This window comes from Amycolatopsis rhabdoformis, assembly GCF_035918295.1.
GTDB classification, from domain to species: Bacteria; Actinomycetota; Actinomycetes; order Mycobacteriales; family Pseudonocardiaceae; genus Amycolatopsis; species Amycolatopsis rhabdoformis.
The window spans coordinates 8,379,189-8,405,010 of record NZ_CP142149.1; the positions used below are offsets into that span (position 1 = coordinate 8,379,189).

General features: G+C 70.4%; 31 protein-coding genes. 12 read left to right on the forward strand and 19 right to left on the reverse strand.

Going from position 1 to position 25,822, the window contains the following annotated elements; genetic code table 11:
• The 11 genes from VSH64_RS38750 to VSH64_RS38800 form a co-directional block, all read right to left on the reverse strand.
• Positions 1 to 501: a hydrogenase maturation protease gene (locus tag VSH64_RS38750; protein WP_326567715.1), complete on the reverse strand. Its 501-nt coding sequence runs from the start codon at positions 499 to 501 to the stop codon at positions 1 to 3.
• A complete protein-coding gene (locus tag VSH64_RS38755) occupies positions 498 to 1,835 on the reverse strand; it encodes a hypothetical protein (protein WP_326567716.1) in 1,338 nt (445 codons plus the stop codon). Before VSH64_RS38755 ends, VSH64_RS38750 begins: the two co-directional genes overlap by 4 nt.
• The gene (locus tag VSH64_RS38760) at positions 1,832 to 2,470 is read right to left on the reverse strand and encodes a DUF6084 family protein (protein ID WP_326567717.1); all 639 of its coding nucleotides are present in this window, start codon (positions 2,468 to 2,470) and stop codon (positions 1,832 to 1,834) included. The genes VSH64_RS38755 and VSH64_RS38760 overlap by 4 nt, the downstream gene beginning before the upstream one ends.
• Positions 2,463 to 3,074: a DUF5947 family protein gene (locus tag VSH64_RS38765; RefSeq protein WP_326567718.1), complete on the reverse strand. Its 612-nt coding sequence runs from the start codon at positions 3,072 to 3,074 to the stop codon at positions 2,463 to 2,465. Before VSH64_RS38765 ends, VSH64_RS38760 begins: the two co-directional genes overlap by 8 nt.
• Positions 3,071 to 3,646: a NifU family protein gene (locus VSH64_RS38770; protein ID WP_326567719.1), complete on the reverse strand. Its 576-nt coding sequence runs from the start codon at positions 3,644 to 3,646 to the stop codon at positions 3,071 to 3,073. The genes VSH64_RS38765 and VSH64_RS38770 overlap by 4 nt, the downstream gene beginning before the upstream one ends.
• 3 nt (positions 3,647 to 3,649) lie before the next feature.
• Entirely contained in the window at positions 3,650 to 5,440 is a 1,791-nt protein-coding gene (locus VSH64_RS38775) for a nickel-dependent hydrogenase large subunit (protein WP_326567720.1), read from the reverse strand.
• 13 nt (positions 5,441 to 5,453) lie between these two features.
• On the reverse strand, positions 5,454 to 6,518 hold the full coding sequence (locus tag VSH64_RS38780) for an NADH-quinone oxidoreductase subunit B family protein (RefSeq protein ID WP_326567721.1): 1,065 nt from the start codon (positions 6,516 to 6,518) through the stop codon (positions 5,454 to 5,456).
• Positions 6,515 to 7,204: a D-sedoheptulose-7-phosphate isomerase gene (locus tag VSH64_RS38785; RefSeq protein WP_326567722.1), complete on the reverse strand. Its 690-nt coding sequence runs from the start codon at positions 7,202 to 7,204 to the stop codon at positions 6,515 to 6,517. The genes VSH64_RS38780 and VSH64_RS38785 overlap by 4 nt, the downstream gene beginning before the upstream one ends.
• 18 nt (positions 7,205 to 7,222) lie before the next feature.
• Positions 7,223 to 7,462 (reverse strand): HypC/HybG/HupF family hydrogenase formation chaperone, encoded by a 240-nt coding sequence (locus tag VSH64_RS38790; RefSeq protein ID WP_407655589.1) that lies wholly within the window; start codon positions 7,460 to 7,462, stop codon positions 7,223 to 7,225.
• Positions 7,459 to 8,073, reverse strand: coding sequence for a D-sedoheptulose-7-phosphate isomerase (locus VSH64_RS38795; RefSeq protein WP_326567723.1), 615 nt, complete (start codon positions 8,071 to 8,073; stop codon positions 7,459 to 7,461). Before VSH64_RS38795 ends, VSH64_RS38790 begins: the two co-directional genes overlap by 4 nt.
• A 175-nt stretch (positions 8,074 to 8,248) precedes the next feature.
• Positions 8,249 to 9,301, reverse strand: coding sequence for a tetratricopeptide repeat protein (locus VSH64_RS38800; RefSeq protein WP_326567724.1), 1,053 nt, complete (start codon positions 9,299 to 9,301; stop codon positions 8,249 to 8,251).
• A 170-nt stretch (positions 9,302 to 9,471) separates the two neighbouring features.
• On the opposite strand from VSH64_RS38800, the gene VSH64_RS38805 reads away from it, so the two are divergent.
• The 4 genes from VSH64_RS38805 to VSH64_RS38820 all read left to right on the forward strand — a co-directional run bounded on the left by VSH64_RS38805 (position 9,472) and on the right by VSH64_RS38820 (position 12,300).
• A complete protein-coding gene (locus VSH64_RS38805; protein ID WP_326567725.1) occupies positions 9,472 to 10,134 on the forward strand; it encodes an HNH endonuclease family protein in 663 nt (220 codons plus the stop codon).
• A gap of 43 nt (positions 10,135 to 10,177) precedes the next feature.
• Positions 10,178 to 10,756, forward strand: a complete 579-nt coding sequence (locus tag VSH64_RS38810; RefSeq protein ID WP_326567726.1) for a tetratricopeptide repeat protein — start codon at positions 10,178 to 10,180, stop codon at positions 10,754 to 10,756.
• Positions 10,757 to 10,791: 35 nt separating this feature from the next.
• The gene (locus tag VSH64_RS38815) at positions 10,792 to 11,442 is read left to right on the forward strand and encodes an alpha/beta fold hydrolase (RefSeq protein ID WP_326567727.1); all 651 of its coding nucleotides are present in this window, start codon (positions 10,792 to 10,794) and stop codon (positions 11,440 to 11,442) included.
• Between the two features lie 111 nt (positions 11,443 to 11,553).
• Complete coding sequence (locus VSH64_RS38820; RefSeq protein WP_326567728.1) at positions 11,554 to 12,300, forward strand: 3D domain-containing protein; 747 nt, start codon at positions 11,554 to 11,556, stop codon at positions 12,298 to 12,300.
• Between the two features lie 735 nt (positions 12,301 to 13,035).
• Here the strand turns inward: VSH64_RS38820 and VSH64_RS38825 are convergent.
• From VSH64_RS38825 to VSH64_RS38845, 5 genes are all read right to left on the reverse strand, one after another.
• The gene (locus VSH64_RS38825) at positions 13,036 to 13,671 is read right to left on the reverse strand and encodes a nitroreductase family protein (protein WP_326567729.1); all 636 of its coding nucleotides are present in this window, start codon (positions 13,669 to 13,671) and stop codon (positions 13,036 to 13,038) included.
• A 4-nt stretch (positions 13,672 to 13,675) separates the two neighbouring features.
• Entirely contained in the window at positions 13,676 to 14,656 is a 981-nt protein-coding gene (locus VSH64_RS38830) for an aldo/keto reductase (RefSeq protein ID WP_326567730.1), read from the reverse strand.
• Positions 14,657 to 14,859: 203 nt separating this feature from the next.
• Positions 14,860 to 15,276, reverse strand: coding sequence for an ATP-binding protein (locus tag VSH64_RS38835; protein ID WP_326567731.1), 417 nt, complete (start codon positions 15,274 to 15,276; stop codon positions 14,860 to 14,862).
• Positions 15,277 to 15,343: 67 nt separating this feature from the next.
• Positions 15,344 to 16,117, reverse strand: a complete 774-nt coding sequence (locus VSH64_RS38840; RefSeq protein WP_326567732.1) for a SigB/SigF/SigG family RNA polymerase sigma factor — start codon at positions 16,115 to 16,117, stop codon at positions 15,344 to 15,346.
• Positions 16,114 to 16,530: an anti-sigma factor gene (locus tag VSH64_RS38845; RefSeq protein WP_326567733.1), complete on the reverse strand. Its 417-nt coding sequence runs from the start codon at positions 16,528 to 16,530 to the stop codon at positions 16,114 to 16,116. The genes VSH64_RS38840 and VSH64_RS38845 overlap by 4 nt, the downstream gene beginning before the upstream one ends.
• Before the next feature lie 151 nt (positions 16,531 to 16,681).
• Here VSH64_RS38845 and VSH64_RS38850 point away from each other — a divergent pair, with 151 nt between their 5' ends.
• The 4 genes from VSH64_RS38850 (at position 16,682) to VSH64_RS38865 (ending at position 19,205) form a co-directional block, all read left to right on the forward strand.
• The gene (locus VSH64_RS38850; protein ID WP_326567734.1) at positions 16,682 to 16,990 is read left to right on the forward strand and encodes a WhiB family transcriptional regulator; all 309 of its coding nucleotides are present in this window, start codon (positions 16,682 to 16,684) and stop codon (positions 16,988 to 16,990) included.
• Between the two features lie 293 nt (positions 16,991 to 17,283).
• Positions 17,284 to 17,637 carry an STAS domain-containing protein gene (locus VSH64_RS38855; RefSeq protein WP_220245742.1) on the forward strand — a complete coding sequence of 118 codons (354 nt, stop codon included), beginning with the start codon at positions 17,284 to 17,286 and terminating at the stop codon, positions 17,635 to 17,637.
• Between the two features lie 59 nt (positions 17,638 to 17,696).
• Positions 17,697 to 18,482, forward strand: coding sequence for a metal-dependent hydrolase (locus VSH64_RS38860; protein ID WP_326838151.1), 786 nt, complete (start codon positions 17,697 to 17,699; stop codon positions 18,480 to 18,482).
• A gap of 177 nt (positions 18,483 to 18,659) precedes the next feature.
• Positions 18,660 to 19,205 carry a TetR/AcrR family transcriptional regulator gene (locus tag VSH64_RS38865; RefSeq protein WP_326567735.1) on the forward strand — a complete coding sequence of 182 codons (546 nt, stop codon included), beginning with the start codon at positions 18,660 to 18,662 and terminating at the stop codon, positions 19,203 to 19,205.
• 16 nt (positions 19,206 to 19,221) lie between these two features.
• Here VSH64_RS38865 and VSH64_RS38870 read toward each other — a convergent pair whose 3' ends face one another.
• Complete coding sequence (locus VSH64_RS38870; protein ID WP_326567736.1) at positions 19,222 to 20,466, reverse strand: MFS transporter; 1,245 nt, start codon at positions 20,464 to 20,466, stop codon at positions 19,222 to 19,224.
• Positions 20,467 to 20,678: 212 nt separating this feature from the next.
• Between VSH64_RS38870 and VSH64_RS38875 the strand changes: the two genes are divergently transcribed.
• Together VSH64_RS38875 and VSH64_RS38880 are read left to right on the forward strand one after the other, a co-directional pair.
• Positions 20,679 to 21,026, forward strand: a complete 348-nt coding sequence (locus tag VSH64_RS38875; protein ID WP_326567737.1) for a hypothetical protein — start codon at positions 20,679 to 20,681, stop codon at positions 21,024 to 21,026.
• Between the two features lie 36 nt (positions 21,027 to 21,062).
• The gene (locus tag VSH64_RS38880; RefSeq protein ID WP_326567738.1) at positions 21,063 to 21,509 is read left to right on the forward strand and encodes a hypothetical protein; all 447 of its coding nucleotides are present in this window, start codon (positions 21,063 to 21,065) and stop codon (positions 21,507 to 21,509) included.
• Positions 21,510 to 21,573: 64 nt separating this feature from the next.
• Here VSH64_RS38880 and VSH64_RS38885 read toward each other — a convergent pair whose 3' ends face one another.
• Together VSH64_RS38885 and VSH64_RS38890 are read right to left on the reverse strand one after the other, a co-directional pair.
• The gene (locus tag VSH64_RS38885) at positions 21,574 to 23,202 is read right to left on the reverse strand and encodes an ABC transporter permease (protein ID WP_326567739.1); all 1,629 of its coding nucleotides are present in this window, start codon (positions 23,200 to 23,202) and stop codon (positions 21,574 to 21,576) included.
• Entirely contained in the window at positions 23,199 to 24,092 is an 894-nt protein-coding gene (locus VSH64_RS38890; RefSeq protein ID WP_326567740.1) for an ABC transporter ATP-binding protein, read from the reverse strand. The genes VSH64_RS38885 and VSH64_RS38890 overlap by 4 nt, the downstream gene beginning before the upstream one ends.
• A 94-nt stretch (positions 24,093 to 24,186) precedes the next feature.
• Between VSH64_RS38890 and VSH64_RS38895 the strand changes: the two genes are divergently transcribed.
• Positions 24,187 to 24,678, forward strand: a complete 492-nt coding sequence (locus tag VSH64_RS38895) for a GbsR/MarR family transcriptional regulator (RefSeq protein WP_326567741.1) — start codon at positions 24,187 to 24,189, stop codon at positions 24,676 to 24,678.
• 248 nt (positions 24,679 to 24,926) lie between these two features.
• Positions 24,927 to 25,751, forward strand: a complete 825-nt coding sequence (locus VSH64_RS38900) for an SGNH/GDSL hydrolase family protein (protein ID WP_326567742.1) — start codon at positions 24,927 to 24,929, stop codon at positions 25,749 to 25,751.
• The last annotated feature ends 71 nt before the right edge of the window (positions 25,752 to 25,822 follow it).

Here is a 25,822-nt window from a genome sequence, read left to right on the forward strand (position 1 = left end):
TCAGACCTCCGTCTTGAGGTTGTCTTCCGGCAGCCGCGGGGTGGTGCCCCACGTCAGTTCCTTCACCGCGCGCACGGCCGCGGGCACGGCCGCCGCGACCTCCTTGCTGAGCCCGATCCCGGACTCGACCGACTTCGGCTCGCAGCCCACGATCAGCACGCGGCCCGCGTCGCCGCCGAGCAGCCGCAGCAGGCGGAACACCGCTTCGGGCTGCATGCCGTGGGCGTCGATCACGGGCGCCGCGGCCATCGCGTCGACGTCGGCCTCGATCAGCGACAACGTGCCCGGCTCGACCCCGTGGGGCGTCGCGTCGAGCAGGATCGTGGTGTCGTAGCCGCCGAGCAGGTCGTAGGCCAGGTGCAGGCCGGAGACGCCGTAGTCGGCGATCTGCACCCACTCCGGCAGCTCTTCGGTTTCGAGCTGCTTGAGCACCTCGACGCCGAAGCCGTCGTCGCCGAGGAAGATGTTGCCGATCCCGGCCACCAGCACCTGCGGTCTCATGTCGGCTCCAGCTCGTCGGGGGAGAAGTAGCGGAAGCGGCCGTGGGCGTTCTGCAGGTCGGCGCCGGGGTCGTCGTCGAGCGTCACGGCCACGTGCGTGTCTCCGTCCACATCGGACAGCACAGCGCGCACGGTGGCGACGCGGCCGGTGAGGAACATGTCCTGCGCGTCGGCGCCCCGCAGGTTCGGGTGCAGCCGCACGCGCGAGCCGGCGGCCACGCGGACGCCGGCGACCACGATGCCGTCGGTCTCCGGGGAGACGGACGCGTCGGCGCCCGGGTCCCACCAGGGCACGGGATCCGTTGGTACCTCGGGGTCCGCCGGTGGCTCGGGGTTCTCGCCGGTCACCGAACGCAGGTACCGGACCGTGCCGTGCAGCCGGTCGAGCAGCTCCTGCGGCAGGTCGTCCACGCGGTCCACCAGCGCCGCCGCTCGCGGATCCGTCGCGCGGGCCTCGCGCTTCTCCTCGTCGGTGAGCGCCATCGTCCGCAGGGTCAGGATCTCGTCGATCTCCGTGCCGTCGAAGAGCTCACCAGGGCTTTCGGGGGCGATCGACGGGTCGTCGTACAGGATGATGGGGGACGCCAACACCACCCGGCTCCGCGACGACCCGCCGATCAGCACCGGCCACACGCGCTCGTTCACACACGCCTCGACGGCCGGCTTCGCCCACTCGGGCGGGTCGAGCATCGAGAGGAAGTGGCCGGAGTCCACCGCCAGGATCACGTGCGCGGCGAGCAACGCCCTGCGCAGCGCCGATTCGCGGCCGCCGTCCGACGGCCACGTACTCGTGTTGCGCAGGTCCACGCGCAGCCGCGTGCCGCCGAAGGGGCCGTCGAGCGCGTCGAGGCGGGCGGTGAGCACGCCGGTCAGCTCGGCGGAGCGGCGCACGAGCGTGCAGTGGTCGCCCACGCACTCGCGCGTCTCGGCCGGCGGCACGGAAAACGGCAGCTCCACGGGCTGCGCGAGCAGTTCGGCGACCGGGACCACGAAGGTCAGCTCGTGCTCCACGGCCTCGTCCCACGTCGTGTAGTCCTTGCCGCCCACCGTCACGGCGTCGACGAACCCGTGGCCGTCGTGCACCAGGCGTTCCTGGGCCTGCAGGAACCGCAGCGTCAGGTGCACCGACGTGTGCTTGCGCGGCTCCAGCAGGCACTCCGTGCGCGAAGTCGCGTACTCGCCGCGCTCCTGCGACGCGTACGACGGCGGCATGAGCACGCCCCACTGCCAGCGCACGCGGTTCTTCCGCGCCGACGCGCGGTAGGGATAGAGCAGGTACCCCTCGTAGAGCACGGCGTCGCCGACGGCGCGCGCCTGGTCGAGAATGCCGGTCACAGGTCATCACCCACGTTCGCCAGCAGGTGTTCCATCGCCGCGTCCCACGTCGGGATGGCGTGGCGCGACTTGTAGCGCAGCAGCGCGTCCACGGTCTCGCGGTGCAGCTTCAACCACGCGACGTTCGGGAAGTACTGGTTCATCAGCTCGTCCCACGCGGCGATCGGCATCCGGCACTCGGCCTCGGTGTGCCACGGCACGGGCTCGACCCAGAACCCGGGGCCGCCCTTCGGGAACATCGTGCCGCTGAAGAGCAGCACGAGCGGGACCACGCCGTCGGCGAGCGCGTGGAAGTACTTGCCGGCCGCCACTTCCAGGTCGTACGTGCAGGGCACCTCGAGCTGGAACTCCGTGGTGCGCGTGAAGCTCGGCACCATCACGGCCACGGTCGCGAACTGGAACGGCCGCAACGTCTCGCCCCAGCGGGCCGGGTCGCCGAACAGGTTCGTGAGCAGCTCCGCCTCCCGGCTGCTGTAGCGGCGGCGCTGCGGTTCGATCCGCAGCTGCACCCGCAGCACCAGCGCGTGGATCGGCTGGGCGGTGAGCTCGGTGATCTTCATGCTGAACGCGAGCGTCGGCGACGCCGCGTACTTCACCGGGCGCACGTCCAGGCAGTCGAAGGTGAGCTCAGCCATCAGCGGCTCCGCGATCACGGAGATCGGCGAAGAAGCGGTCGATGGCCTCGTGCGCTTCTTCGCCGCCATCGAAGCCCCGCCAGTGCAGGCGGACGAGGCCGATGAGCTCGTAACACGCGTCGATGGGCACGAGGAACGCCTCGAACCCGACGTCGTGCTTGGTGATCAGCACCGCTTCCACGTCGGGCGCCACGTCGGCGAACTCGGGCTGGTCCTGCAGCAGCTCCGTCCACGTGCCCAGCGGCAGCAGCGACTCCGTTGCGCCGGCCGGGCTGGGGTAGAACGCGACCGCGCGCTCCTGCACCGAGTTGTAGAACAGGAACGCCATCCGCACGGGGATCCCGGCCGTCTCCCACAGCGTGGCGCCGGCGGGGAACCGCGCGGTGTGCCGGTAGCGCGTCGGCACCGCCCGGTGCCGGTGGCCGCCGGCACCGGTGTGCGTGAACAGCAGGTAGCAGCCCCGGCAGGTGCACATGATCGTGCGCGATTCGAGGTCGATCACGTGTCCGTGGCTCACACCGACCGGCTCCGTGCACAGCTCGCACCGCTCACCCGGCGCCGGTCGCTCGGCCGGCGTCAGGAACTTGCGCAGACCGCCCGTCATGCCTGCTCCACGGGGACGGGGCACTCGAGCGGCTCCACGGCCTCGAGCGGCAGCAGCGGACGTCCGCCCGGGCCGGTCTGCTCGGGCACCACGCCGGCCACCACCACGTCGGTGAGCTCCGGCGCGGCCTCGCGCACCACACGTTCGATGGCCAGCTTCGCCGTGACGGTGGAGGACGGGCAGCCGTCGCACGTGCCCTGCAGCTGCAGCCGCAGCACGCCCTCGGCGTCGATCCCGACGATGTCGACGTCACCGGAGTGCGAACCCAGGTACGGCCGCACCTCGTCGAGCGCTTCGGTCACGCGGTCCAAAGTGGACTTGGGGTGCAGGTCGTGGAGCACCAGCAGCCCCCGCACGTGGTCGTCGCCGGCGAGGCGCTCCAGCAGCGCCTCACCGGCGACGTCCTCCCTCAGGACGGACACGATCGTCGTCAGGCCGGCGCCGTAGAACTCGAGCAGGGTGCGGACCAGGTCCTCCGCCCGGTCCGCCACGGTGCTGCCCGCCTCCGCCGCGAGCTCACCGAGGAGCTGCTCGATGCGTTCGCCGACCTGGCCGACGTCGTGGTCCGTCATGGTTCAGAACACCTCTCCGCCGAACGCGTGGGGGGTGTGGATCCGGTCGAGCGTCTTGCCCTTGCCGGTGTACATGTGCACGCCGCAGGGCAGGCAGGGATCGAAGCTGCGCACCGCGCGCATGATGTCGATGCCCTTGAAGTTCTCCTGGCTGTTCTCCTCGAAGATCGGCGTGTTCTGCACCGCGTCCTCGTACGGGCCCGGAGTGCCGAAGGAGTCGCGCACGCTGCCGTTCCAGGGCGTCGGCGGGTACGGGTGGTAGTTCGCGATCTTGCCGCCCTTGATCACCATGTGGTGCGAAAGGACCCCGCGCACCGCTTCGGTGAACCCGCACGACACGCCTTCTTCAGGCACCGTGAACGGCTCCCACGTCTTGGTGTGGCCGCCGCGGACCTCGGCGAGCGCTCGCTCGCAGAAGTGCAGCGCGAGCCCGGCCGCGTAGGCCTGGAAGTACGTGCGCGCGCGGTTGCGCTCGAGCGCGTTGCTCCACTTCGGGATCTTCCACTCGAAGCTGACCTCGGGTTTCGTGGCCGTGCGCGGCAGGTTGATCACCACGCTGTGCCCGGTGGACTTCACGTAGTCGGTGTCCACGAGGCCGGCCAGCGCCGTGACCCACAGCCGGGCGATCGGGCCGCCGCCGGTGTCGAGCGCGAGGTGGTCGGTGCCGTCGAACCAGCGCGGCGACATCGTCCACGAGTACTTGTCGTCGAAGTCGCGCTTCTGCGGCCGCGGGATCGTGTGCTGGTTCCAGGGGTGGCGCGCGTCCACGGGGTTGCCCAGCGGATCGTGCGTCACGAACTTCTCCATGCCCTCCCAGTCCTCGTAGAAGGACGAGCCGAGCAGGATCCGGATGCCGAGGTTGATGTCGAGCAGGCTGGTGGTCACGAGCTTGCCGTCGACGACCACACCGGGCGTGACGAACATCTTGCGGCCCCACGACTCCATGTTCTCGTAGGTGAAGTCGCAGTACTGCGGGTCGTTGAGGCTGCCCCAGCAGCCGAGCAGGATGCGCCGGCGGCCGACCTCTTCGTAGCCGGGGATGGCTTCGTAGAAGAAGTCGAACAGGTCGTCGTGCATCGGCAGGCAGCGCTTCATGAACTCGACGTAGCGCATCAGCCGGGTGAGGTAGTCGGTGAACAGCTGCACCGTCGCGATCGTCCCGACCCCGCCGGGGTACAAAGTGGACGGGTGGACGTGGCGGCCCTCCATGAGGCAGAACATCTCGCGCGTGGACCGGCTGACCTGCAGGGCCTCGCGGTAGAACTCGCCCTCCAGCGGGTTGAGCGAGCGCATGATGTCGCCGATGGTCCGGTAGCCGTGGTCACGCGCGTGCGGCGCCTCGGTGCGGTTGGCCAGCTCCAGCACGCCGGGGTTGGTCTCGGCCACCATCTTCTCGCAGTAGTCCACGCCGACGAGGTTCTCCTGGAAGATGTTGTGGTCGAACATGTACTCGGCGGCCTCGCCGAGGTTGATGATCCACTCGCCGAGGTGCGGCGGGCGCACGCCGTAGGCCATGTTCTGGTTGTAGACCGAGCAGGTGGCGTGGTTGTCGCCGCAGATCCCGCAGATGCGGCTGGTGATGAAGTGCGCGTCGCGCGGGTCCTTGCCCTTCATGAAGATGCTGTAGCCGCGGAAGACCGAAGACGTGCTGTGGCACTCCACGACCTTCTTGGCCGCCCAGTCGATCTTCGTGTAGATCCCGAGGCTGCCGACGATGCGCGTGATCGGGTCCCAGGCCATCTCGACGAGGTCGGTCTTGGCTTTGCCGCTGCTCTTCCGCTGTGTCTGCGTCATGTCCCGGGTCCTTTCAGCGCCAAGAGGAGCGGTAGCCGGTCTCGAGCTGCTTGCCCTTGTGCCGCCACTTGGGTTCGGCATCGGCCTTCTTCTCGGTGATCTTGCGCAGGCGCCGGATCACCGAGCCGTACGCGCCGCTGGCGAGCGAGGAGACGTGGGCGCCGGGTGGTTCGTCCATGAACGGCATGAACTTGTCGGGGAAGCCGGGCATGGTGCAGCCGATGCAGATGCCGCCGACGTTCGGGCAGCCGCCGACCCCGTTGATCCAGCCGCGCTTGGGCACGTTGCACTTCACGACCGGGCCCCAGCAGCCGAGCTTCACCAGGCACTTCGGCGAGTCGTACGCCTCGGCGAACTGGCCCTGCTCGTAGTAGCCGGCGCGATCGCACCCCTCGTGGACGGTCGCGCCGAAGAGCCACTGTGGACGGAGGTGGTCGTCGAGCGGGATCATCGGCGCGTGGCCGGCCGCCTGGTAGAGCAGGTAGGTGAGCGTCTCGGAGAAGTTGTCCGGGTGCGTCGGGCAGCCGGGGATGCACACGATCGGCAGGCCGGCGCTCGACTTCCAGTCCCAGCCGAGATAGTCGGGCACGCCCATCGCCCCGGTCGGGTTGCCCTCCATGGCGTGGATCCCGCCGTACGCGGCGCAGGTGCCGGCCGCGACCACGGCGAGGGCCTTGGGCGTGAGGCGGTCGAGCCACTCGCTGGTGGTCATCGGCTGCCCGGTCTCGGGGTTGTTGCCGAAGCCGCACCAGTAGCCCTCGGCCTTGATGGCCTCGTTGGGGATCGAGCCCTCCACGACCAGCACGAACGGCTCCAGCTCACCGCGGTCGGCCTTGTAGAACCACTCGATGAACGTGTCGGCGCCCTTGTCCGGGCCGCACTCGAAGTCGATCAGCGGCCAGTGCACCTGGATCTTCGGCAGGCCGGGCAGCGCGCCGAGCACGATCTCCTCGATGCTCGGCTGGGTGGCGGCGGTCAGCGCGACCGAATCGCCGTCGCACGACAGTCCGGCGTTGATCCACAGGATGTGGATGGGCTTCTCTTCTTCTGGGGCAGGGGTTTTCTGCGCATGGGTCACGGCTGTTCACCCTCGAGGTCGTCGAGCGCACCGAGGGTGAGTTCCCACAGTGCGTGGTAAAGGGTCGTTTGGGCTTCCTGGATGCGGTGCACCGAAGGCGACGGCACGACGAAGAGGTGGTCGATCGTGCGCAGCTCGGCCATCTTTCCGCCGTCGTACCCGGCGATGCCGACGGTGACGAGGCCGCGGCGCGCGGCCTCGTCGAAGGCGGCCAGCAGGTTCGCCGAGTTCCCGCTGGTCGACAGGCCCACGGCGATGTCGCCGCGGCGGCCGAAGGCGCCGACCTGCCGGGAGAACACGACGTCGAACCCGATGTCGTTGGACAGGGCGGTCACCACCGCGATGTCGTTGGTGAGACCGAAGGCCGGCAGTGGTCGCGCGTCGCCGTCGGGGCTCAGGAAGAGGCTCGCGAGGTCCTGCGCGTCGGTGGAGCTGCCGCCGTTGCCGAAGGCCAGCAACCGGCCACCGCCGGCGAACGCCCGCGCGAGGTCCCGCGCGCACGCGGCGAGGCGCTCGCCGTCGGTCTCGAGCACCTGGCGGCGCAGCGCGACGATCTCGCGGGCCTTCTCCACAGTGGACTGCTGGACCTGGGCCAGGACGGCGTCGACGTCACTCGTACCCGCGTACAGGAACGGGTAGAGCTCTTCGAGGCCACTCGCGCCTACGGGAATGGAGTCCCGTGCCATGGCGCTCAACTCCCTCGGCTACTCGGGAACCTCCAGACGAGCGATGGCTTCTCCGGCGTGGACGAGGACGCGGTCGCCGACACCGGCATCCACCAGTGCGACGCTCACTTCCTCCCTGCCCTGGCCGGTGTCCACCACCGCGAACCCGAGGTCCAGGAGTTCGACGACGGTCACTTCGACCGCGGTATCGGAACAGGTGATGCAGACCCCGTCGTGACAGGCGGGGGCCGGTGCTCTGTCGGCGTCACGCGCGTTCACGACGCCACCTCCGGTGCGAGGACACCGGGTTGTTCGAAGAACACGTGCACGAGCTCCCACAGCACGTGGTAGGTCGTGACGTGGATTTCCTTGACCACGCGGGGGTCGTCCGAGCGCGCTTCGAGCACGTGGTCCGCGGTGATGGTGCGCGGGCCGGTGCCGCCGGTGAGCGCGATGGTGAGCATCCCCAGCTCGCGGGCGGCTTCGAGGCCGCGCCGGACGTTGGCGCAGTGGCCGTCGGACGAGATGCCGAGCGCGATGTCCTGCGGCTCGGCCAGGAACTCGATCTGGTAGCTGAAGATCTCGTCGAGCCCCTGCCGGTTCGCGACGCTCGTGAGCGTGGCGACGTCGGCCGTGAGCGAGATCGCCGGCAACGCCCGCTTCCCGACGATCACGGGGTGCACGAACTCCACGGCCACGTGCTGCGCGTCGGTGCCCGCGCCGCCGTTGCCGAACACCACGAGCTTCCCGCCGCGGTGGAACCGCCGCGCCATCCCGTGGCACGCCTGCGCCACCGCCCGAGCCTGCACGCCCAGCTCTCCACCCGGCACGACGCGGCGCTCGAACAGCGCCGCCACCGCACCTGGAGAAGTACTCGGAGAGCCGACCATGGCGGCACTTCCCTGCGCTCGGTGGTGGGAGCAGTCCCGTCCCACATTAGAGCTGTGAGTTGGATCACACAATAGAGTGCGCTACCGGGCATTATTCACCCGAGTGGCGGCTGGCCATGATCCACGCGGTGGGGGTGCGGAACCGGGTCCGGTGGTGGCGGGCTTCGCCGGGTGGTCAGGCGCGGTCGTGTTCGCCCTGTGACTCCTCCGCCCGCGAAAGCCAGGTGTCCGCCTCGTCCGTCGCCCCGCGCGCCTGCAGCATCCGCGCCAGGCTCAGCATCCCCTGCACGTCGCCGGTCTCCGCCGCGGCGCGGAAGAACCGCTCGGCTTTCGCCAGCTCGTCGCGCGCCTCGGCCAGGTGCCCAAGGTTCGTCAACGCCGGGATGCTGCCGTGCTCGGCCGCCTTGCGGTACCAAGCGGCGGCTTCGCCTTCGTCGCCGCGGTTGCGGGCGAGCACGCCGAGGTTGGTCATCGCGGCCGGGTCGCCGGACTCGGCCGCGTCGAGATACCACGCTTCGGCCTCGTCGACATCGCCGCGGCGGTGCAGGAGGAGGCCGAGGCGCACGGCGGCCTCGACGTTGCCCGACGTGGCGCCCTGGCGGTACCAGGACTCGGCGTCCTGGAGCTTGCCGAAGCGTTCGGACTGGCGCCCGAGCAGGCAGGTCGCCGAGTGGTCGCCGGCGGCGAGGGCCTCACGCCACCAGCGCGTGGCTTCGCGGTAGCGGCCGCGTTCGCGCATCACGATGCCGATGTCGATCATCGCCGACGTGGTGCCGGAGCTCGCCGCGCGCCGGCACCAGTCCTCGGCCTCGTCGTAGCGGCCGTGCTCGGCGAGCAGGTGCCCGAGCGCGCCCATCGCGTCGACGTCGCCGGCCGCGGCGGCCTGGTGGAACCAGTGCTCGGCGTCCGTGGCGCGGCCGCGGCGTTCGTAGGCGCGGCCCAGGCCCAGCATCGCGCGCGGCTCGCCGGCGTGGGCGGCCTCGTGGTACCAGCGCTCGGCCTCGTCGAGCACGCCGCGCTCGGCCAGCAGGTTGGCCAGGGCCGTCATCGCGATCCGGTCGCCGCCGGCCGCGGCGCGCCGGAACCAGGTCTCGGCCTCCGCCACCTCGCCGCGCTCCCGCAACGACGCGCCGATGCGGGTCATCGCCACGACGTTGCCGCCTTCCGCGGCCTTCCGTTGCAGGTAGTCGTCGACGCGCGAGTTCCACTTCCGCAGCCGCCCGCTCATCGGCCACGCTCCCTTCCGCCTGTCCCCACCCCGTAGTCGCTCGTCGCGGCGCGGACGTGACACGTGGTCCCGGACACGGTTCGCCCGCTGCTGAGAGTGTCGGCACGGTCACGAGCCTCGCGCCGGGGCATACTGCCGCCTCCCGAACCCGTCGAGAGGATCGCGCGCGCATGGCCCGGACGTTTCCCACCCAGCGAATCCTGCTGGTGGTCGTGGCTCTCGTGGTGGCCGTGGCCGGAATCTGGTACGCCGGACGGCAAAGCGGTGCCGCGCCGGCCGGGCCCGCGCAGGGCGCCGCGCCGGCCGACGTGGCGCAGCAGCTGGCCGAGCTGAAAATCGCGCCGCGCACGTCGATGTCCGGCTACTCCCGTGACAAGTTCCCGCACTGGGACAACCAGGGGCACAACTGCAACACGCGCGAAACGGTGCTCAAGCGCGACGGCAAGGACGTGAAGGCCGGCACCGACTGCAACCCGACGTCGGGCACCTGGTTCAGCGTGTACGACGCCGAGACCTGGACCAAGCCCGGCGACGTGGACATCGACCACATGGTGCCGCTGGGCCAGGCCTGGGCCAGCGGTGCACGCGACTGGACGACGGACCGGCGCGAGCAGTTCGCCAACGACCTCACGCGGCCGCAGCTGTTCGCCGTCACGGACAACCTGAACCAGCAGAAGGGCGACAAGGCGCCCGACGAGTGGAAGCCGCCGCTGGTGTCGTTCTGGTGCACGTACGCCACGGACTGGGTCACGGTGAAGCACTACTACGGCCTCACGATCACCACCGGTGAGAAGACCGCGCTGCAGGACATGCTCAAGCGCTGCCCGGCCTGATCTTTTTCGCCTTGAGCTCCGGGGCGACCGAATGGAGCTGCGGATGGGGATCTTCTCCCGGCGGGCGCAGGACGGTGATCCCTTCGAGCTGGGGATGAGCCTGTGGCGGCAGGGCCGCGGGGCGGAAGCGGCGAAGGCTTTCAAGGACGCCGTGCGCGCCGACCGGCGATCCGTCGACGCGCAGTTCTTCCTGGGGGCGTCGCTGGCGGAGGCCGGTGACGCCAAGGCGGCGGTCGCGCCGTTGGCCAAGTGCGTCGAACTGGCGCCGGCCCACGCCGACGGGCACAACACGCTCGCCATGGTGCTGGGGCGGCTCGGCCGGACCCGCGAAAGCGAAGTCCACCTCGCGCACGCCGCGTACCTCGGGCACCCGCAGGCGTCGGAGACCCTGCGTGAACTCGGGTTGGGCCATTGCCGCCGGTGCGGCGACCCGGTGGAGCGCGAGGCACCGGTGGAAGCCTTGGTCCGCTACCACGGACCACGGGTCGGCATGGAGTGCGAAAAGTGCCCGACGGTGTTCTGCGTGCGTTGTGTGCTCGGCAACGGTGCGAGCGGAGTCGCTCCGCGCTGTCTCGAGTGCGGCACCACGCTGCGGGCGCTGCGCACGACCTCGCCGCTGTGACCGGAATTGTCGGTGCCCGCGGTTAGGCTCCCGGCATGGCGATGTTCCTGTTGATCCACGGCGGTGGCGGCAGTGGCTGGGAGTGGCACCTGGTCGCGGAGCAGTTGCGCGCGCGTGGCCATGAAGCCGTGGCACCGGACCTGCCGATCGAGGATCCGGCGTCGAAGTTCGCGGATCTGGCCGACGCGGCGGTTTCCGCCGTGGGCGACGCGTCCGACGTGGTGGTGGTCGGGCACTCCTACGGCGGGTTCACAGCGCCGATCGCGGCCCGGCGGCTCGACGCGCGGCTGCTGGTGTTCGTCGCGGGCATGGTGCCCGCGCCGGGCGAGGCGCCGGCGCAGTGGTGGGGCAATGTCGGGTACGAGAACCCGGGGGAGGGGTTGTCGGTCACCGAGCAGTACCTCGCCGACGTGCCGCCGGAGCTCGCCGAGGAGTCGCTGCGCCGCGGGCGCGACCAGGCGAGTGCCGAGTACAACGAGCCGTGGCCGGAGCCGGGGTTGCCCGACCTCCCCACGCGCGCCCTGCTGTGCCGCGACGACCGCTTCTTCAGCCCCGCGTTGCAGCGGCGCCTGGTCCGCGACCGGCTCGGTCTCGAAGCCGACGAGATCGACGGGTCGCACTGCGTGGCGTTGAGCCGTCCGGCTGAGCTGGCCGAGCGGCTGGACCGGTATTTCGCCACGCTCTGACACCGGGTAGCGGCCGAATGGTCCAGACCTATTGACGGCTCGGTCCGGCGCTCCCTAACGTCGGTGTCCCGTGCACGGGTTCCTCCACCCCGGTCCCCCTGGAGGCCCCGAATGAAGCTCAAGTCCCTTTGTGCTGCCGTGCTCACGCTCGGCGCGCTCGTCACCGTGCCCGTCGCCACGGCCCAAGCCGCGACTTTGCCCGCGTGCCAGCACTTCTACACCGGCACCATCCCCGACCGCCCCGTCTCCGGCGGCCACGGCCCCGGCTCACTCGTCGGCGCCGTGAACGTGAGCAACCGCCTGCCCGCCCCCGGCGGCGTCACCGGCCGGCTCGGTACCGACGGCAAGGTCACCTTCACGTTCTCCCGCGTGCCGGGCGCCAAGGCGTACCGCGCGTTTCGCAACGGTCAAGCCCTGCAGTGGATCAGCGACTGGGGCCAGCCGACGCTCCAGGTCACCGACGCGAGCCCCTGCCAGAACGCCAACTACCAGCTCTACGCCATGACCGCCGAGGACAACTCACCCGGCTCCCTCGGCCAGATCTCCACGGCCTACCGCGTCTCGGCGTCCGGCGCGCTGGCCCCGTACGCCCTCGCCAAGGGCACCACGCTGAACTACCGCGTCACCGCCTACAACGACGTCGCCCAAACCGCCCTCGGCTACCAGGCCGGCCCGGGCTTCTGCGCCGTCGACGCCCGCAACCTCCCCTGGGGCACCCGCGTCTCCGTCCCGGGCTACGGCCACTGCTACGCGGCCGACATCGGCAGCTGGATCAAGGACGACATCGTGGATGTGTGGCTGCCGGGTAGTCAGGCGAACGATTGGGGTGTGCAGAGGTTGACGTTGACGGTGGAGTAGTGGGCTGGTGGTCTTGATCGTCGGGTAGTCGATCGGTTGGTCGTCGCGCAGTCGTCGAGTAGTCGCCTCGCAGTCGCCGAGTAGTTGCTGCGTAGTTGTCGAGTGGCGTCGCGCGGTCGCCGAGTAGCTGTCGAGTGGCGTCCTCCTGGCCATGGTTGGCAGTGAGGGCGCCACTCGCGGCTTGTTGTTGCGGGACAGCAGTTCCTTCGCTCGGTGGCGCTTACCTCGGACGGAATTCGTTGCGGGGGTGGACGGTGGCAGCGCTTGTCACTGCGACTGCTGCTGCTATGGCGCCGCGGCTGCGGTGGTTGTCGCTGCGGCGGTTGCTGCCGCTGCGCGGCTGGGCCGCGGCTGCGATTGCGGCGCTGCGGGTGCGGGGGTTGTCATTGCGGCGACTGTGGCCGTGGCCGTGGAGTTGTCCACAACTTCGGTCGCTTGTGGACAACTCCTGTGGATACCGAGTTGTGTCGGTGTGCGCCGGTAGAATGGATCATGGGCGGTCCCCGGGAGGGTGGGTTATGCCATCGCGCGAGGGGGAGCTGACAAAGTTCGCCCGGAAGGGCCATTCGGCGGCGTTGTCGAGCGCGCTGTCGCGAAGTGAGCGGTGCTGCGCATCAACAACCGCGCGGCCGCTACCGTCCCCGCCCCAACGACTCCCCAGTCAAGCAAGAAGCGCCCCAGCAAAACAAAGGCGTCCTCGCAGCAGCCCACCCAAGCCACCACGAGGACGCCACCTCACCACCGATCCACGTGCAACACACTCGCCAACGGCTGCCGCACCGCCGGCTTGAATGTCTCACCCGTGTAATACGCCGTCGGAATCAACGCAGCCTGATGCACATTTTCCGGCAACCCCAACACCTCCGCCGCTTCCTCCTCATACGCAAGATGCAGCGTCGTCCACGCAGTGCCGAGCCCAAGCGACCGCGCAGCCAGCATGTAATTCCACACCGCCGGCAACAACGACGCCCACATCCCGGCCTGGTTTCCCGCCGGCAGCTCCGCCGACGACGTCTCCAGGCAAGGAATCAGCAGCACCGGCACCTCGCCCATGCGGTCGGCCAGATAAGACACGCTGGAGCCGACCCGGTGCTGCACCGCGGCGCGCGAAGGGTCGTCCGCGTACAGCTTGCCCGCGAAACCCGACGACGCCATGTACTCGTGCGTCGCACGGCGGTAGAGCGAGCCGATGGCGGCGCGTTGGTCCGGGTCGGTCACCACGACCCAGTGCCAGTGCTCGCGGTTGGAGCCGCTGGGCGCCTGCAACGCGATCGTCAGCGCCTTCTCGATGAGCTCGCTCGGCACGGGCCGGGACAGGTCGAGGCGTTTGCGGACCGCGCGGGTGGTGGTGAGCAGCTCCTCCGGGGTCACCTCGTCACCACTTGTCGTGCACGAGGGGGCGGATCAGCTCGTCGTAGGTGGCGCGCACTCCGGCCGCGGCTTCTTCCGGCAGCGGGGCCAGCCCGGCGGCGACGGTGTTGCCGCGCGCCTGCTCCGCGTTGCGCGCGCCCGGGATCACGACGGAGACGCCGAGCTGGTCGAGGATCCAGCGCAGCGCGAACTGCGCCACCGTCTGCCCCTCCGGCACGAGCCCGCGCAGGCGCTCCACAGCCTCGAGCCCGACGTCGAACGGCACCCCTGAGAAGGTCTCGCCGACGTCGAACGCCTCGCCGTGGCGGTTGAAGTTGCGGTGGTCGTCGGTGCCGAACGTGGTCGCGGCGGTGTAGCGGCCCGACAGCAGGCCTGAGGCCAGCGGCACGCGCGCGATGATCCCGGCGCCGGTTTCGATCGCCGCGGGCAGCACGCGCTCGAGGGGCTTGAGGCGCAGGCAGTTGAGGATGATCTGCACGGACGCGACGTTGGGGCGCTCCAGCGCGGCCAGCGCCTCGTCGCAGGTCTCCACGCTCACGCCGTAGGCCTTGATGCGGCCCTCGTCCACCATCCGGTCGAGCGCGTCGTACACGGCGTCCGACGAGTACACGGCCGTAGGCGGGCAGTGCAGCTGCACGAGGTCGAGCGTGTCCATGCCGAGGTTCCGGCGCGACCGGTCGTTCCACTCGCGGAAGTTCTTCTCCACGTAGTTCTCCGGCACCTGCTCGGCGCGCCGGCCCATCTTCGTGGCCACGAACACGCCGTCACCGCGTTCGCGGCGGAAGCGCCCGACCAGCGTCTCGCTGCGGCCGTCGCCGTAGACGTCGGCGGTGTCGAAGAACGTGACGCCCTCGTCGGCCGCCGCGTGCAGCACGCCCATCGCCTCGGCCTCGTCGACGTTGCCCCAGTCGGCGCCGAGCTGCCAGCACCCCAGGCCGATCGCGGACACTTCACGCCCCAGCCGGGTGATCTTGCGAGTCTCCATACCGTCGATCCTAAGCGGACCCGAACGGCCGGCGAGCGGTCCCGCCGCTCACTCGATCAGGTCGGAAGCGGCGCGGGGTGATCTGGGTTTTTTCGCCCGCACGTTTGTCCCTCCGCTGCCTGGCCGATCGGGAAACGGGCGCCTCGTGACGCCCAGCCGGATCGAGGAGCAGCGCACGGGGCGGTGGTGCGGGGAACGATCGTTCAGCACCCGACCGCGAACGCGGCCCACACGTACTTCCCGCTCGCACAGGGCTCGTAGCCCCACTCCTGCGACAACATGTGCACCAGCTGCAACCCCCGGCTGCGCGCCGCCTCCGGGGAGGGTTCCTTGAGGCGCGGCACGTCGCAGCCCGCGTCGAAGACGCAGATCACCAGCCGCCCCTCTGAGACCCGCAGCTCCAGCCGATCCGGCCGCTCACCGTGTTCGAACGCGTTGGTCACCAGCTCCGACGTCGCCAGCAACACGTCGTCCCGCCATTGCGCGCCCACCGCCAGCTCGTCGAGCGCGGCGCGGACAGCGTGACGGGCGATCGCGGGCGCGGTGACGTCGTCCGGAAGCGCCAGGCGCACGGTGGCGGGTGTCGTGGTGCCTCGCGTCGGCATCTTCGACGTCGTCATGGCTTCCACACCTCCCGACCTGTCCGTTACTCGCACCGGCTTACTACCCAAGTGGGGGGACCCCGAATCAGGTGCCCTCGGTGATGTCGGTCTCGACCAGTCCCGTGCGCAGTTTCTTCAGCGTGGAGGCCAGCAGACGCGACACCTGCATCTGGGAAACGCCCACGCGGCGGGCGATGTCCGACTGGCTCATGCCCGAGCCGAACCGTAGCGCCACGATCTTGCGCTCCCGCTCCGGCAGGCTGTCCAGCATCGGCCGCAGCGCCTCGCGCAGCTCCGCCTGGCTGAGGTTCGCGTCGGGCGCGCCGAAGCGGGTGTGCGCCGAGTTCTCGAGCAGGTTGTCCAGGGAAGCGCCGTATCGGCCCTGGCCGGCGCGCAGGCCCTCGTACACGTCTTCCATCGGCACGCCGAGGTGCTGCGCGATCTCACTCGGGCGCGGCGCGCGCGAGAGGCGCACCGTGAGCTCTTCGCGCGCGGCGGAGATCGACGCGTTGAGCTCCTTGAGCCGGCGCGGCACCCGCACCGACCAGCTGTTGTCCCGGAAGTGGTGCCGCAGCTCACCCGAAATGGTGGGCACGGCGAACGCCAGGAAGTCGGTGCCCTGCGAGGGGTCGTACCGGTCGACGGCGTGGATCAGGCCCACCGTCGCGATCTGCACCAGGTCGTCCATCGCCTCGTCGCGGTTGCGGAACTTCCGCGCGAGGTTGCGGGCGAGCTCGAGGTGCTCGCGCACCAGCCGGTCGCGGATCGCCTCGTGGCGCGCGGATCCCGCGGGCAGCTGGGCCAGCTCGTCGAACAGCGACGCCACATCGGTCTCGTCGCCCTCGGCGGGGGTGGTCACGGTCGGGCCACCTCACTCTCCCGGACGAGCTGCACCCGAGAGAGGTAACGACCGTCGGCCGGCGTCACGGTGCGGCGCGCCGACGTGGCCAAAGCGGTGAGCAGCTGCCAGGACAGCCCGGTGTCGTCGGCGTGCTCCGGGGTGTCGGCGACCACCGAGACGGTGACCTCGATGCGGCCCTCGATCCAGGAGAACACGCAGGTCAGCTTGCCGTCGGCCGCGGAGGGAAGCAGCATCGAGCAGGCCTCGTCCACCGCCATCCGCAGGTCTTCCACCGCGTCGAGGTCGAAGTCCTGGCGCATCGCGATGTCCGCGACGATCGTGCGCAGCGTGGGCACCACGTGCGGGATGGCCGCCGTCCGCACCTCGATGAGCTGGGCGTCCTCCCGATCGAGCGGGGCGTTGTCCTCCACGTGCGGTCCTCTCTCCGGCTCACTCGGCCGTGTCCTGTGCTGCCCGGTCTGCTCATGCCCGGGGTGTGAGCAAACCAAACCCGGGTTTGATTCGCGCGACCGGCGGGCATGTACGGGTCGAAGTGCTGATCCCGGGAAAGGTGGGGACGAGATGGCTGACGTGAGCCGGCTGCCCAACGTGGTCGCCGAGGAGTGGGAGTGGCAGCTGCAAGGGTCCTGCCGAGGCGCGGACAGCAGTCTGTTCTTCCACACCGACAACGAGCGTGGGTCCGCGCGCGAGCGTCGTGAGTCGCGCGCCAAGGCGATCTGCCAGACCTGCCCTGTGCTGGCGCAGTGCCGTAAGCACGCCATGACCGTACAGGAGCCGTACGGCATCTGGGGTGGCCTCGGCGAGATCGAACGCCGTGAGCTGTTCATGCGGGAACGCCGCGCCGCCAAGCGCGACCCGCTGTCCGCCTGACCCAGCCCCGACTTCGCCCGCGTGCCGACCCGGCACGCGGGTCGCTGTGCGCGCGGCCGTTCGTCGGTATGCGGGTGCCGCCGTCCGGCTCTTGCCCGCGCGTGCCGCTGTCCGGGACAGTGGCGGCCGACGCGGCGGTGGTCACCCACTGGGTTAGGGTTGGCCTTTCCAGATGCCTGGAACCGTGAACGGTTGCCGCTTGAGACCCAGGCTTGCCGCTTGAGACCCAGGCTTGCCGCTCGAGACACAGGCGCGTACCGGCGCAGCAGCAGCGCCTGACGAGGAGAAACTGCATGCCCGCAGCCGACCAGAACGCCACCCCTCCGGGGTTCGGCATCACGCTGGACACCGAGGCCGCCGAGCCGCGGGTGGTGGTCAACGGTGAGCTCGACCTGCTCACCAGCCCGCAGCTGCAGGAAGCTCTTGCCGGTTTGATCGCGGACAAGAGCTCGCAGCGTGTGGTGGCCGACCTGACCGGAGTGACGTTCTTCGACTCCTCCGCGCTGAACGTGGTCCTGCACGCGCAGCGGCAGGCCCGGGAGCAGGACGTCGAGCTCGCGGTGGTGCCCAGCTCGGCCGTGAGCCGCGTCATCGAGCTCACGGGAGTGGCCGAACACCTGAGCGTGTCGGAGGAACCGCCCGCCTGATCCCCGATACGGTCGCGCGGACCTGAATTCCGCTCGCGACCTGGGGGAGATCCACGATGATGGGGCGCACTCACGCCCTGACCGGCTGGTGCGCGGGGCTCGCCCTCGCGCCCGCGGTCGGCGCCGGCTCGGTGCACCAGGCCGTGGTTTTCGCGGCCACCACCGCCGGGTACGCGCTGCTCCCCGATCTCGACCACCCCGGCGCCAGCGCCTCCCGGCTCCTCGGCTGGCTCACGGGCGCGTTGTCGTGGTTGCTGCGCCGCGTTTCTTCCGCGGTGTACGCGCTCACGAAGGGCCCCCGCGACGAGAAGGTGACCGGCAAGCACCGGCACCTTTCCCACACGGTGTTGTTCGCCGCCGGCCTCGGTGCGGCCGCTTCGGCGGGTACCGCGGCCGGCGGGCCGTGGGCCGTGTTCGGCGTGGTGGTGTTCGGGCTGCTGCTCGCCGAAGGTGCGCTGGGTGACTGGCTTCTGCCGGTCAGTGTCGGCGCCATCCTGTGGTGGTACTTCACCGCGCCGCCCGACCACGCCGCGCAACTGCAGCAGATCTCCGGCTGGCTCGGCATCGCCGTGGCCGCCGGGTGCTTTGTGCACTGTCTGGGGGATTCGCTCACCGAGTCGGGCTGTCCGTTCCTCTTCCCGCTGCCGATCGCCGGCGAGACCTGGTACGAGATCCGGCCGCCCAAGATCTTCCGGCTGCGCACGGGCAAGAAGGTGGAGACCCGCCTGGTGTTCCCGATTTTCGTGGTGGTGGGCGTGTTGCTGGTGCCCGGCGTGTGGAACTGGACGGTCTCGACGGCCGACCGCCTGTTCACCCCGCCGGCTTCGCAGACGGCGACGCAGTGATCGATCCCTTGTGGACGGTCAGGAGCCCAGGTTGGTGCGCGGCCTTCGCAGCGCCGAGAGATTTCGGACACGGTTCGGCTCAGGAGGTCTTTCCCGGGGAAGAATGAGGTTGAATCGGAACGGGGCACCCGGTTCCGGCACCGCTCCGGTTGCCGACGCGATGGAGGAGGTCACGCCGTGGACAAGCCAGTGCTGCGCGCCGACGCGCGCCGGAACCGCGCCCGCGTGCTGGCCGCCGCCGAGGAAGCCTTCGCGGCCGACGGCCTGGCCGTGCCGCTCGACGACATCGCCCGCCTCGCCGGCGTCGGCGCGGGCACCGTGTACCGGCATTTCCCCAGCAAAGAGGCACTTTTCCAGGCCGTGGTGCTCGAACGGCTGGAGCAGTTCGCCGCCGAGGCCCACGCACTGGCCGACGCACCCGACCCCGGCACCGCGTTCTACGACTACTTCGCCCGCGTGATCAAGCAGGCCTCCCTGAACCGCGCCATCTGCGAAGCGCTCGGCGCCACCACGGGCTCCGCGTACAAGGCCGAGATCGGCACCGAGTTCCGCACCAACCTCGCCACCCTCCTCACCCGCGCCCAAACCGCGGGCGCCGTCCGCCCCGACATCAACGGCGACGACCTGCGCGCACTGATCGTGGGGGCGTTGGCGGTGGAGCGGTATTCGCCGGGGAGTCAGCATCTGGTGCGGGTGCTGCTGGATGGTTTGCGGACGGTTTAGCCCGATGGTCAGTCGGTCAGTCCGGCAGGTCGCGCAGCTTTCGCAGCGGTGAGGCGAGCAGGATTCCCGTCGACAGCGTCAAGCCGACGCCGACGACGAACAGCGTCGTGCGCAGGCTGGTGACTTCGGCGAGCACGCCGCCGGCCAGGCTGCCCAGCGCGACCATGCCGCGCAGGAGTGTGGTGGACACCGAGGTGACGCGGCCGAGCAGCCGTCGAGGGGCTACGGCCTGCCGGAAGCTCACGGCGTAGACGTTCATCAGGATGATGCCGAACCCCGCGGCGAATCCGCCGCCGACGTACCAGCTCAGGCCCCAACCCGGCGTGGTGAAGCCGTTGAGCAGGAACGAGCCGCCGTAGACGACGGCTGCCGCGGTCAGTGCCCGGGCCGCGCCGGCTTTCTGTCCGAGCGGTCGCGCGATGGCGCTCGCGAGGAGGGCTCCGGTGAGGGAAACCGTGCTCAGCAGGCCGATCGCGACCGGCGAGAGCCCGAGTTCGCGGCTGAGGAACACCACGTTGATCGCCGTGAACATCGACTGGAACAAGCTCGACACGGCGCCGTGGACAGTGATGGCGCGCAGGATCGGGTCGTCGAGCACGGCTTTCAGGCCCTCGGCGATCTCGTGGCGGAGGTGGCGGCCGGAGCGTTCGCCGGGTACGTCCGGGGTTTCGATGCGGCGCAGCCACAGCGCCGACCACAGGTACGACGCGGCGTCGGCGGCCATCGCGCCGGCGTATCCGAGGTACTCGATCACCAGGCCGGCCAGGCTGGGCCCCGCGACCGCGGCCACGGAGGCGTTGGTCTGCAGCCGTGCGTTGGCTTCGGGCAAGTCGGCGCGAGCGACGAGGTGGGGCAGGTAGGTCTGGTGCGCGACGTCGAAGAGCACGCCGAACACGCCGGCGAGCAGCACCACCGCGAAGAGGTGCCAGAGCGTGAGCAAGTGGGCCACCGCCGCGAACGGAATCGAGCCGATGAGCACCACGCGGCCGAGGTCGGCGGCCACCAGTACCGGCCGTTGCCGGATGCGGTCACACCAGGCGCCGACCTGCAGCCCGAGCACCAGGTAAGGGAGCGTCGCGAGGGTCTTGAGCAGGGACACCTCGAACACCGATGCCGACAAGACAGTCGTGGCCAGCAGTGGAATCGCCAGGAGGTCGATGCGGCTGCCCACCTGGCTCAGTGCGTCGGCGAGCCACAGCCGTCGAAAGTCCTTTGTCCGCAGCAGGCCCCCGCGCCGGGTGGCCACCCCCTCGTTCGCCACGGAGGTCACCTTGGCAGAGTTGAGTTAAGAGAGTCAACAAACTTGAGTCAACACGGCTCATCCCTGCTGTCGGCCTCGGCGCCCGGTGCCCGAATTCATCCCTCGTAAAACTTGAGTTTAACCGGCTCAACTTGCACCGTCTGTAACGGCGCATAAGATCAACGCGACTACTCCTCGTACCTGCGCGTCGGCTTGGCGAGGGAGGTGCCGCTTTGTCGAAGACGGCTCCGACCTGGGGTTCTGTCGTCGTGACCGGGCTGGCCGGATTTGCCGTAGGCCTGCTGGTGGCGGCGCTGCTCGTGGCCGGGAACTCACCCGCGCGTCGCACCGGTGAGTCCGTGCCGAGTTCGCCGCCGCCCGCGCAACCGGTCACGGTCACCGTCACGGGGCAGCCGTTACCGCCGGTCACCGTCACGCAGTCGGAGCCGCCTCCGCCGCCGAGTACGACCACGGCCACGGTGTCCGTCACGCGGGTGCCGCCGGCGCCGTTGACGGGGTCGCCGACGTCGTTGGGGCCGACGTCCTCCCCGGTGCCGAACGACTCGTCCACGCAGTGGTGATGCAACCGGCGAAGCCCGCGCGTACGTCCCGGTGACGTGCGAAGACACCTGGGCGCGGTCGTCCTGTTGCTGGCCCTGACCGCCTGCGGCGCGCCGCCGCCCCTCGCCTGCCCGGCCATCGCGGCGCCGGCCGGTGTGGCCATCGACGTGCCCGCCGGGCAGTTCACCCGCGCGGACGTCGAAGTGTGCTGGTCAGGGCAGTGCACGCGGCGTCAGACCGAGCTGCCGCCGGCGACCGCGGCCGGGCCCACCACCTGCAGCGCAAGCGCTTGCGCCGCCCCGGCCGTGCCGACCGGCGGACGGCACGGGTTCGTCGAGATTCCCGGCCTGCCCGCCGCGCCGGTCGACGTCACGATCACCTTCGACAACGGCCGGCCGCGCCGGGCGACGATCCACCCACGACCGATCGCGACCGGCCCGGCCTGCGGTGCCGCGGGACCGCAGGCCCGGCTGGTCGTCGGACCGGACGGCGCGATCGGTTAGCCGACACCGCGCCGCCAGCCGCCAAGGCCGACGTCCTGCCACCGAGGCCGACCACCGCGATCGGTCAGCCGACGTCCCGCCGCCGCCAGCCGCCGAGGCCGATCACCAGGCACACCGCCGCGACCACCAGCAGCCACACGATCGGCGTCGCCGTGAAGGCCGCGCCCGGCAGCTTCGGTGGGTGTTGGAACGGCGAGATGTCCAGCACGATCTGCGGCGCGTTCACGACCGGCCCGAACAGGCTGATCAGCAACCCCAGCGCGCCGGCGGCCCAGGCCAGGCCGGTGAAGCGCGGCAGCAGCCCGAACAGCAGCGTGCACACCGACACGATCACCCACGTCGCCGGCACCTGCACCAGGACGGCCGTGAGCAGGTCGGCCACGGAACCGCCGACATCGCCTGACCGCAGGCCGTGCGAGAGCCCCAGGAACACGCCGCCGACGAGCACCAGCAACGCCGTGCCGACGTAGGCGAACACCAGGTGGCTCGCCGCCAGCCGCAGGCGCCCGACGCGGGTGGCCAGCAGCGGTTCGAAGCGCACGCCGGTCTCCTCCGTGCGCATCCGCAGCGTCGCCTGCACGCCGTACAGCGCGCTGAGCATGGCGAACAGGCTCACCATCGTGGCGAGGAACGCGTCGACGATCGCGTCGGACCCGCCGAGGCGCTCGAAGATCTGGCGCGTCTGCTCGGTGTCCCCGACGAGGCCGGAGATGCCGCTCGCGATCGAGCCGAACAGCGCGCCGCCCACGGCGAAACCGACGACCCAGCCCACCAGCGGGCCGCGCTGCAGCCGCCACGCCAGCGCGAACGGCGTGCGCAGCGAAGGCTTCGCGGCCGGCGGTCCCGGCCGTGGCGGCAGGATGCCGGTGCCGACGTCGCGCCGCGGCAGGAGCGCGTAGCCGATGGCGCCGAGCACGATCGCCGCGGCCAGCGGCAGCAGGAGCACCCACCAGTGTTCGCCGGCGAACGGCCGCACCTGCTGAGACCAGCCGATCGGCGAAAGCCACGAAAGCCAGTGGGCGTCGGACGTCGAGTCGCCCGCGCCGCGCAGCAGGAACGCCACGCCGATCACGGCGGTGGCGATTCCGTTGGCCGTGCGCGAATACTCGGCGACCTGCACGGCCACCGCGGCGACGCCGGTGAACACCAGCCCCGCCAGCGCCGTGCCCGCGCCGAACGCCACCGCGCCGTCGGCGGGCAGCTTCGCGCTGATCATCGTGCCGATCTGGATGAGGCCGATGAGGACACTCGCCGCACCGGACACAGCGACGGCGGCCGTGAGTGCCGCGTAGCGACCGACCACAGTGGACGCCAGCAGCTCGGCCCGGCCCGAGTCCTCCTCGGCGCGCGTGTGGCGCGTGACCGTGAAGACGGCCATGAGCCCGATCAGCAAGGCGAGGAACCCGCCCATGCGCCAGGCGATGAAGCCGCCCGCCGTGGTGAGGTCGAAGGCCGGGCCGTAGAGCAGGGAGAACGACGGGTTCGCCGCGGCGCCCGCGGTGAGCGCCGCGCGGCTGGCGGCGTCGGGGTAGAACTGGTCGTAGCTCGACACCGTGGCGGCCGGGACGATGCTGAGCAGCACGATCCAGATCGGCAGGATCACGCGGTCGCGCCGCAGCGCCAGCCGCGTGAGGTGCCAGGTGCCGACGAGCGCGGTGTTCGTGGCCGGCGCCCGCGTGAGCGTGGCGGTCACTTCCCCGTCTCCTCGGTGTAGTGGCGCAGGAACAGCTCTTCCAGCGTCGGCGGCTGGCTCACCAGGCTGCGAACGCCGACCTGGGTGAGCTGGCGCAGCGCGTCGTCGAGCGAGCGGGTTTCCACGTCGAAGCGCACGCGGTTGCCGGTCACCTCGAGGTCGTGCACGTCGGCGAGCTTGGCCAGGCCGTTGGGTGGGCCGGCCAGCTCCGCGGTGATCGACGTGCGCGTGAGGTGGCGCAGCTCGGCGAGCGTGCCGGACTCGACCGTGCGGCCGTTGCGGATGATGCTCACCTTGTCGCACAAGGCTTCCACCTCGGCGAGGATGTGGCTCGACAGCAGCACGGTGCGGCCCTGCTTGCGCTCTTCCTGGATGCACTCCTGGAACACGGATTCCATGAGCGGGTCGAGGCCCGAGGTGGGCTCGTCGAGGATGAGCAGGTCCACAGTGGACGCGAGCGCGGCCACGATGGCCACCTTCTGCCGGTTTCCCTTCGAGTAGGTGCGGCCCTTCTTGCGCGGATCGAGGTCGAACCGCTCGATGAGGTCCTTGCGGCGGTTCTGGTCGAGGCCGCCGCGCAGGCGCCCGAGCAGGTCGATCACCTCGCCGCCGGAGAGGTTGGGCCAGAGGTTCACGTCGCCGGGCACGTAGGCCAGGCGGTGGTGCAGGCTCGCGGCATCACGCCACGGGTCGCCGTCGAGCAGGCTGACCTCGCCCGCGTCGGCGTGCAGCAGCCCGAGCAGGACCCGGACGGTGGTGGACTTCCCGGCGCCGTTCGGGCCGAGGAAACCGTGGACTTCCCCCACGGGAACCTGAAGATCGAGGCCGTCGAGGGCCTTCGTCCGGCCGAACGACTTGTGGAGGCCGGCGATCGAAATGGCGTTTCCCATGTTTCGGAAGCTACACTCGTTTCATGAAGTTGTGAAGTTAAGAAAATGTCTGGATTGAGTGATCATGGCCTGGGGCGTGCGAGAGGATGAGTGGATGCCTGAGACTCAGCGGGACGAGGACGCCGTCCGCCGGTACGTCGAGAGCCTCGGCCTCGTGCTGTCCCAGATCGGGATGCAGCGCATGGCCGCGCGGGTGTTCGCGGCCCTGATGACCACTGACGAGGGCCAGCTCACGGCCGCCGACCTGGCCACACAGCTCTCGGTGAGCCCCGCGGCCGTGTCCGGCGCCGTGCGGTACCTCGAACAGGTCGGGCTCGTCACGAAGGTGCGGGAGCCGGGCGAGCGCCGCGATCACTACCGGCTCTACGACGACCTCTGGTACGCCACCTTCCTCAAGCGCGACCGGTTCCTGATCATGTGGCGCGACGCGGCCGAGGAAGGCATCGACGCCCTCGGCGCGGACACCCCGGCGGGTAAGCGGCTGGCCGAGATGCAGGACTTTCTGTCGTTCGTGCTGAAGGAAATCACGAGCCTTTATGACCGCTGGCACGAGGAGCGCTCACGCCAGCGCGCTGCCGAGGCGTAGAACCGACCTGCCGTGGACGATCGTGTGGCCTACTGACGGCCCGCGCGGGGCGCTTTGCCGGGCAGCTACCGCATTTTCCGCGCGGACGTCGCGAAGATCCTGCTCGACGCGGCGGAGGATACCGGGCTCGTCGGTGAAACCGTCGGGATCGCGGCTGGTTGAGCGAAGTTGTCCACAACTCGGCCCACCTGTGGACAACTCGGCTCATTGCGGCGAAACCGTCGGTGATCGTGTTTAGGGTCGGTGGCATGGCTCTCCTCCGGTTCTTCCTGTTCGCCGTGTTGGCGCCGGTCCTCGCGGTGCAAGCGGTGCGCGTCCGGCGTGGCACTCCTCGGCTGCCTGGCGCGGGTGGTCCTGCCGAAGGTGTCGTCGGCGACGGTGTCCTTGGCGATGCTGTTACGGGCGGCGGTGTCGTGGGTGGCGGTGTTGCGGGCGGCGGTGTCGTGGTCCGGCTCGCTGTGCTCGGGGAGTCCACCGTGGACGGCGTCGGCGTGGCCGCGCACGCCGACGGCCTCACCGGGCAGCTCGCGGGCGAGCTCGCGCGGCGAGGGCTGCGGGTCCGCTGGCAGGCGGTGGGTCTCACGGGGGCCAACGCCTCGGTGGTCCGGCGTGAGCTGGTCGCGCGGCTCTCGCCGGCGGACGTCGTGGTCATTGCGCTCGGGGTGAACGACACCCTCGAGCTGCACTCGGCCGCGCGGTTCCGGCGCGACCTGCTCGGCGTGGTCGTCGACGTGCGGCGGCGGCTCGGGCCGGTGCCGGTGGTGCTGGCCGGGGTGCCGCCGATGGCCGCGTTCCCTTCGCTGCCGCGGCCGTTGCGCGACGCCCTGTCGGCGCGCTCGACGGCACTGGACCGGGCGGCGGCCGAGCTCGCGAAGGTGCCGGGGGTGGCGTACTCGGCGATGACACCGGACCTTCTGCACGAGGGCACCTTCGCCGAAGACCGGTTCCACCCCGGGCCGCTCGGCTACCGCGACTGGGCGGCGGCGTTGGCTCCCGCCGTGGTCTCGGCGGTCTCCGGCCTACCGGGGGTCACGGTCGGTCCGCATCCGAGGGAGCCGCGCCAGCCCATCTGACCAGCGAAGACGAAAAGTTCGCAGAAATCTTTGCTCTGCGTGTATCTGGGGGCACCCTGGTTGCGTCCTAT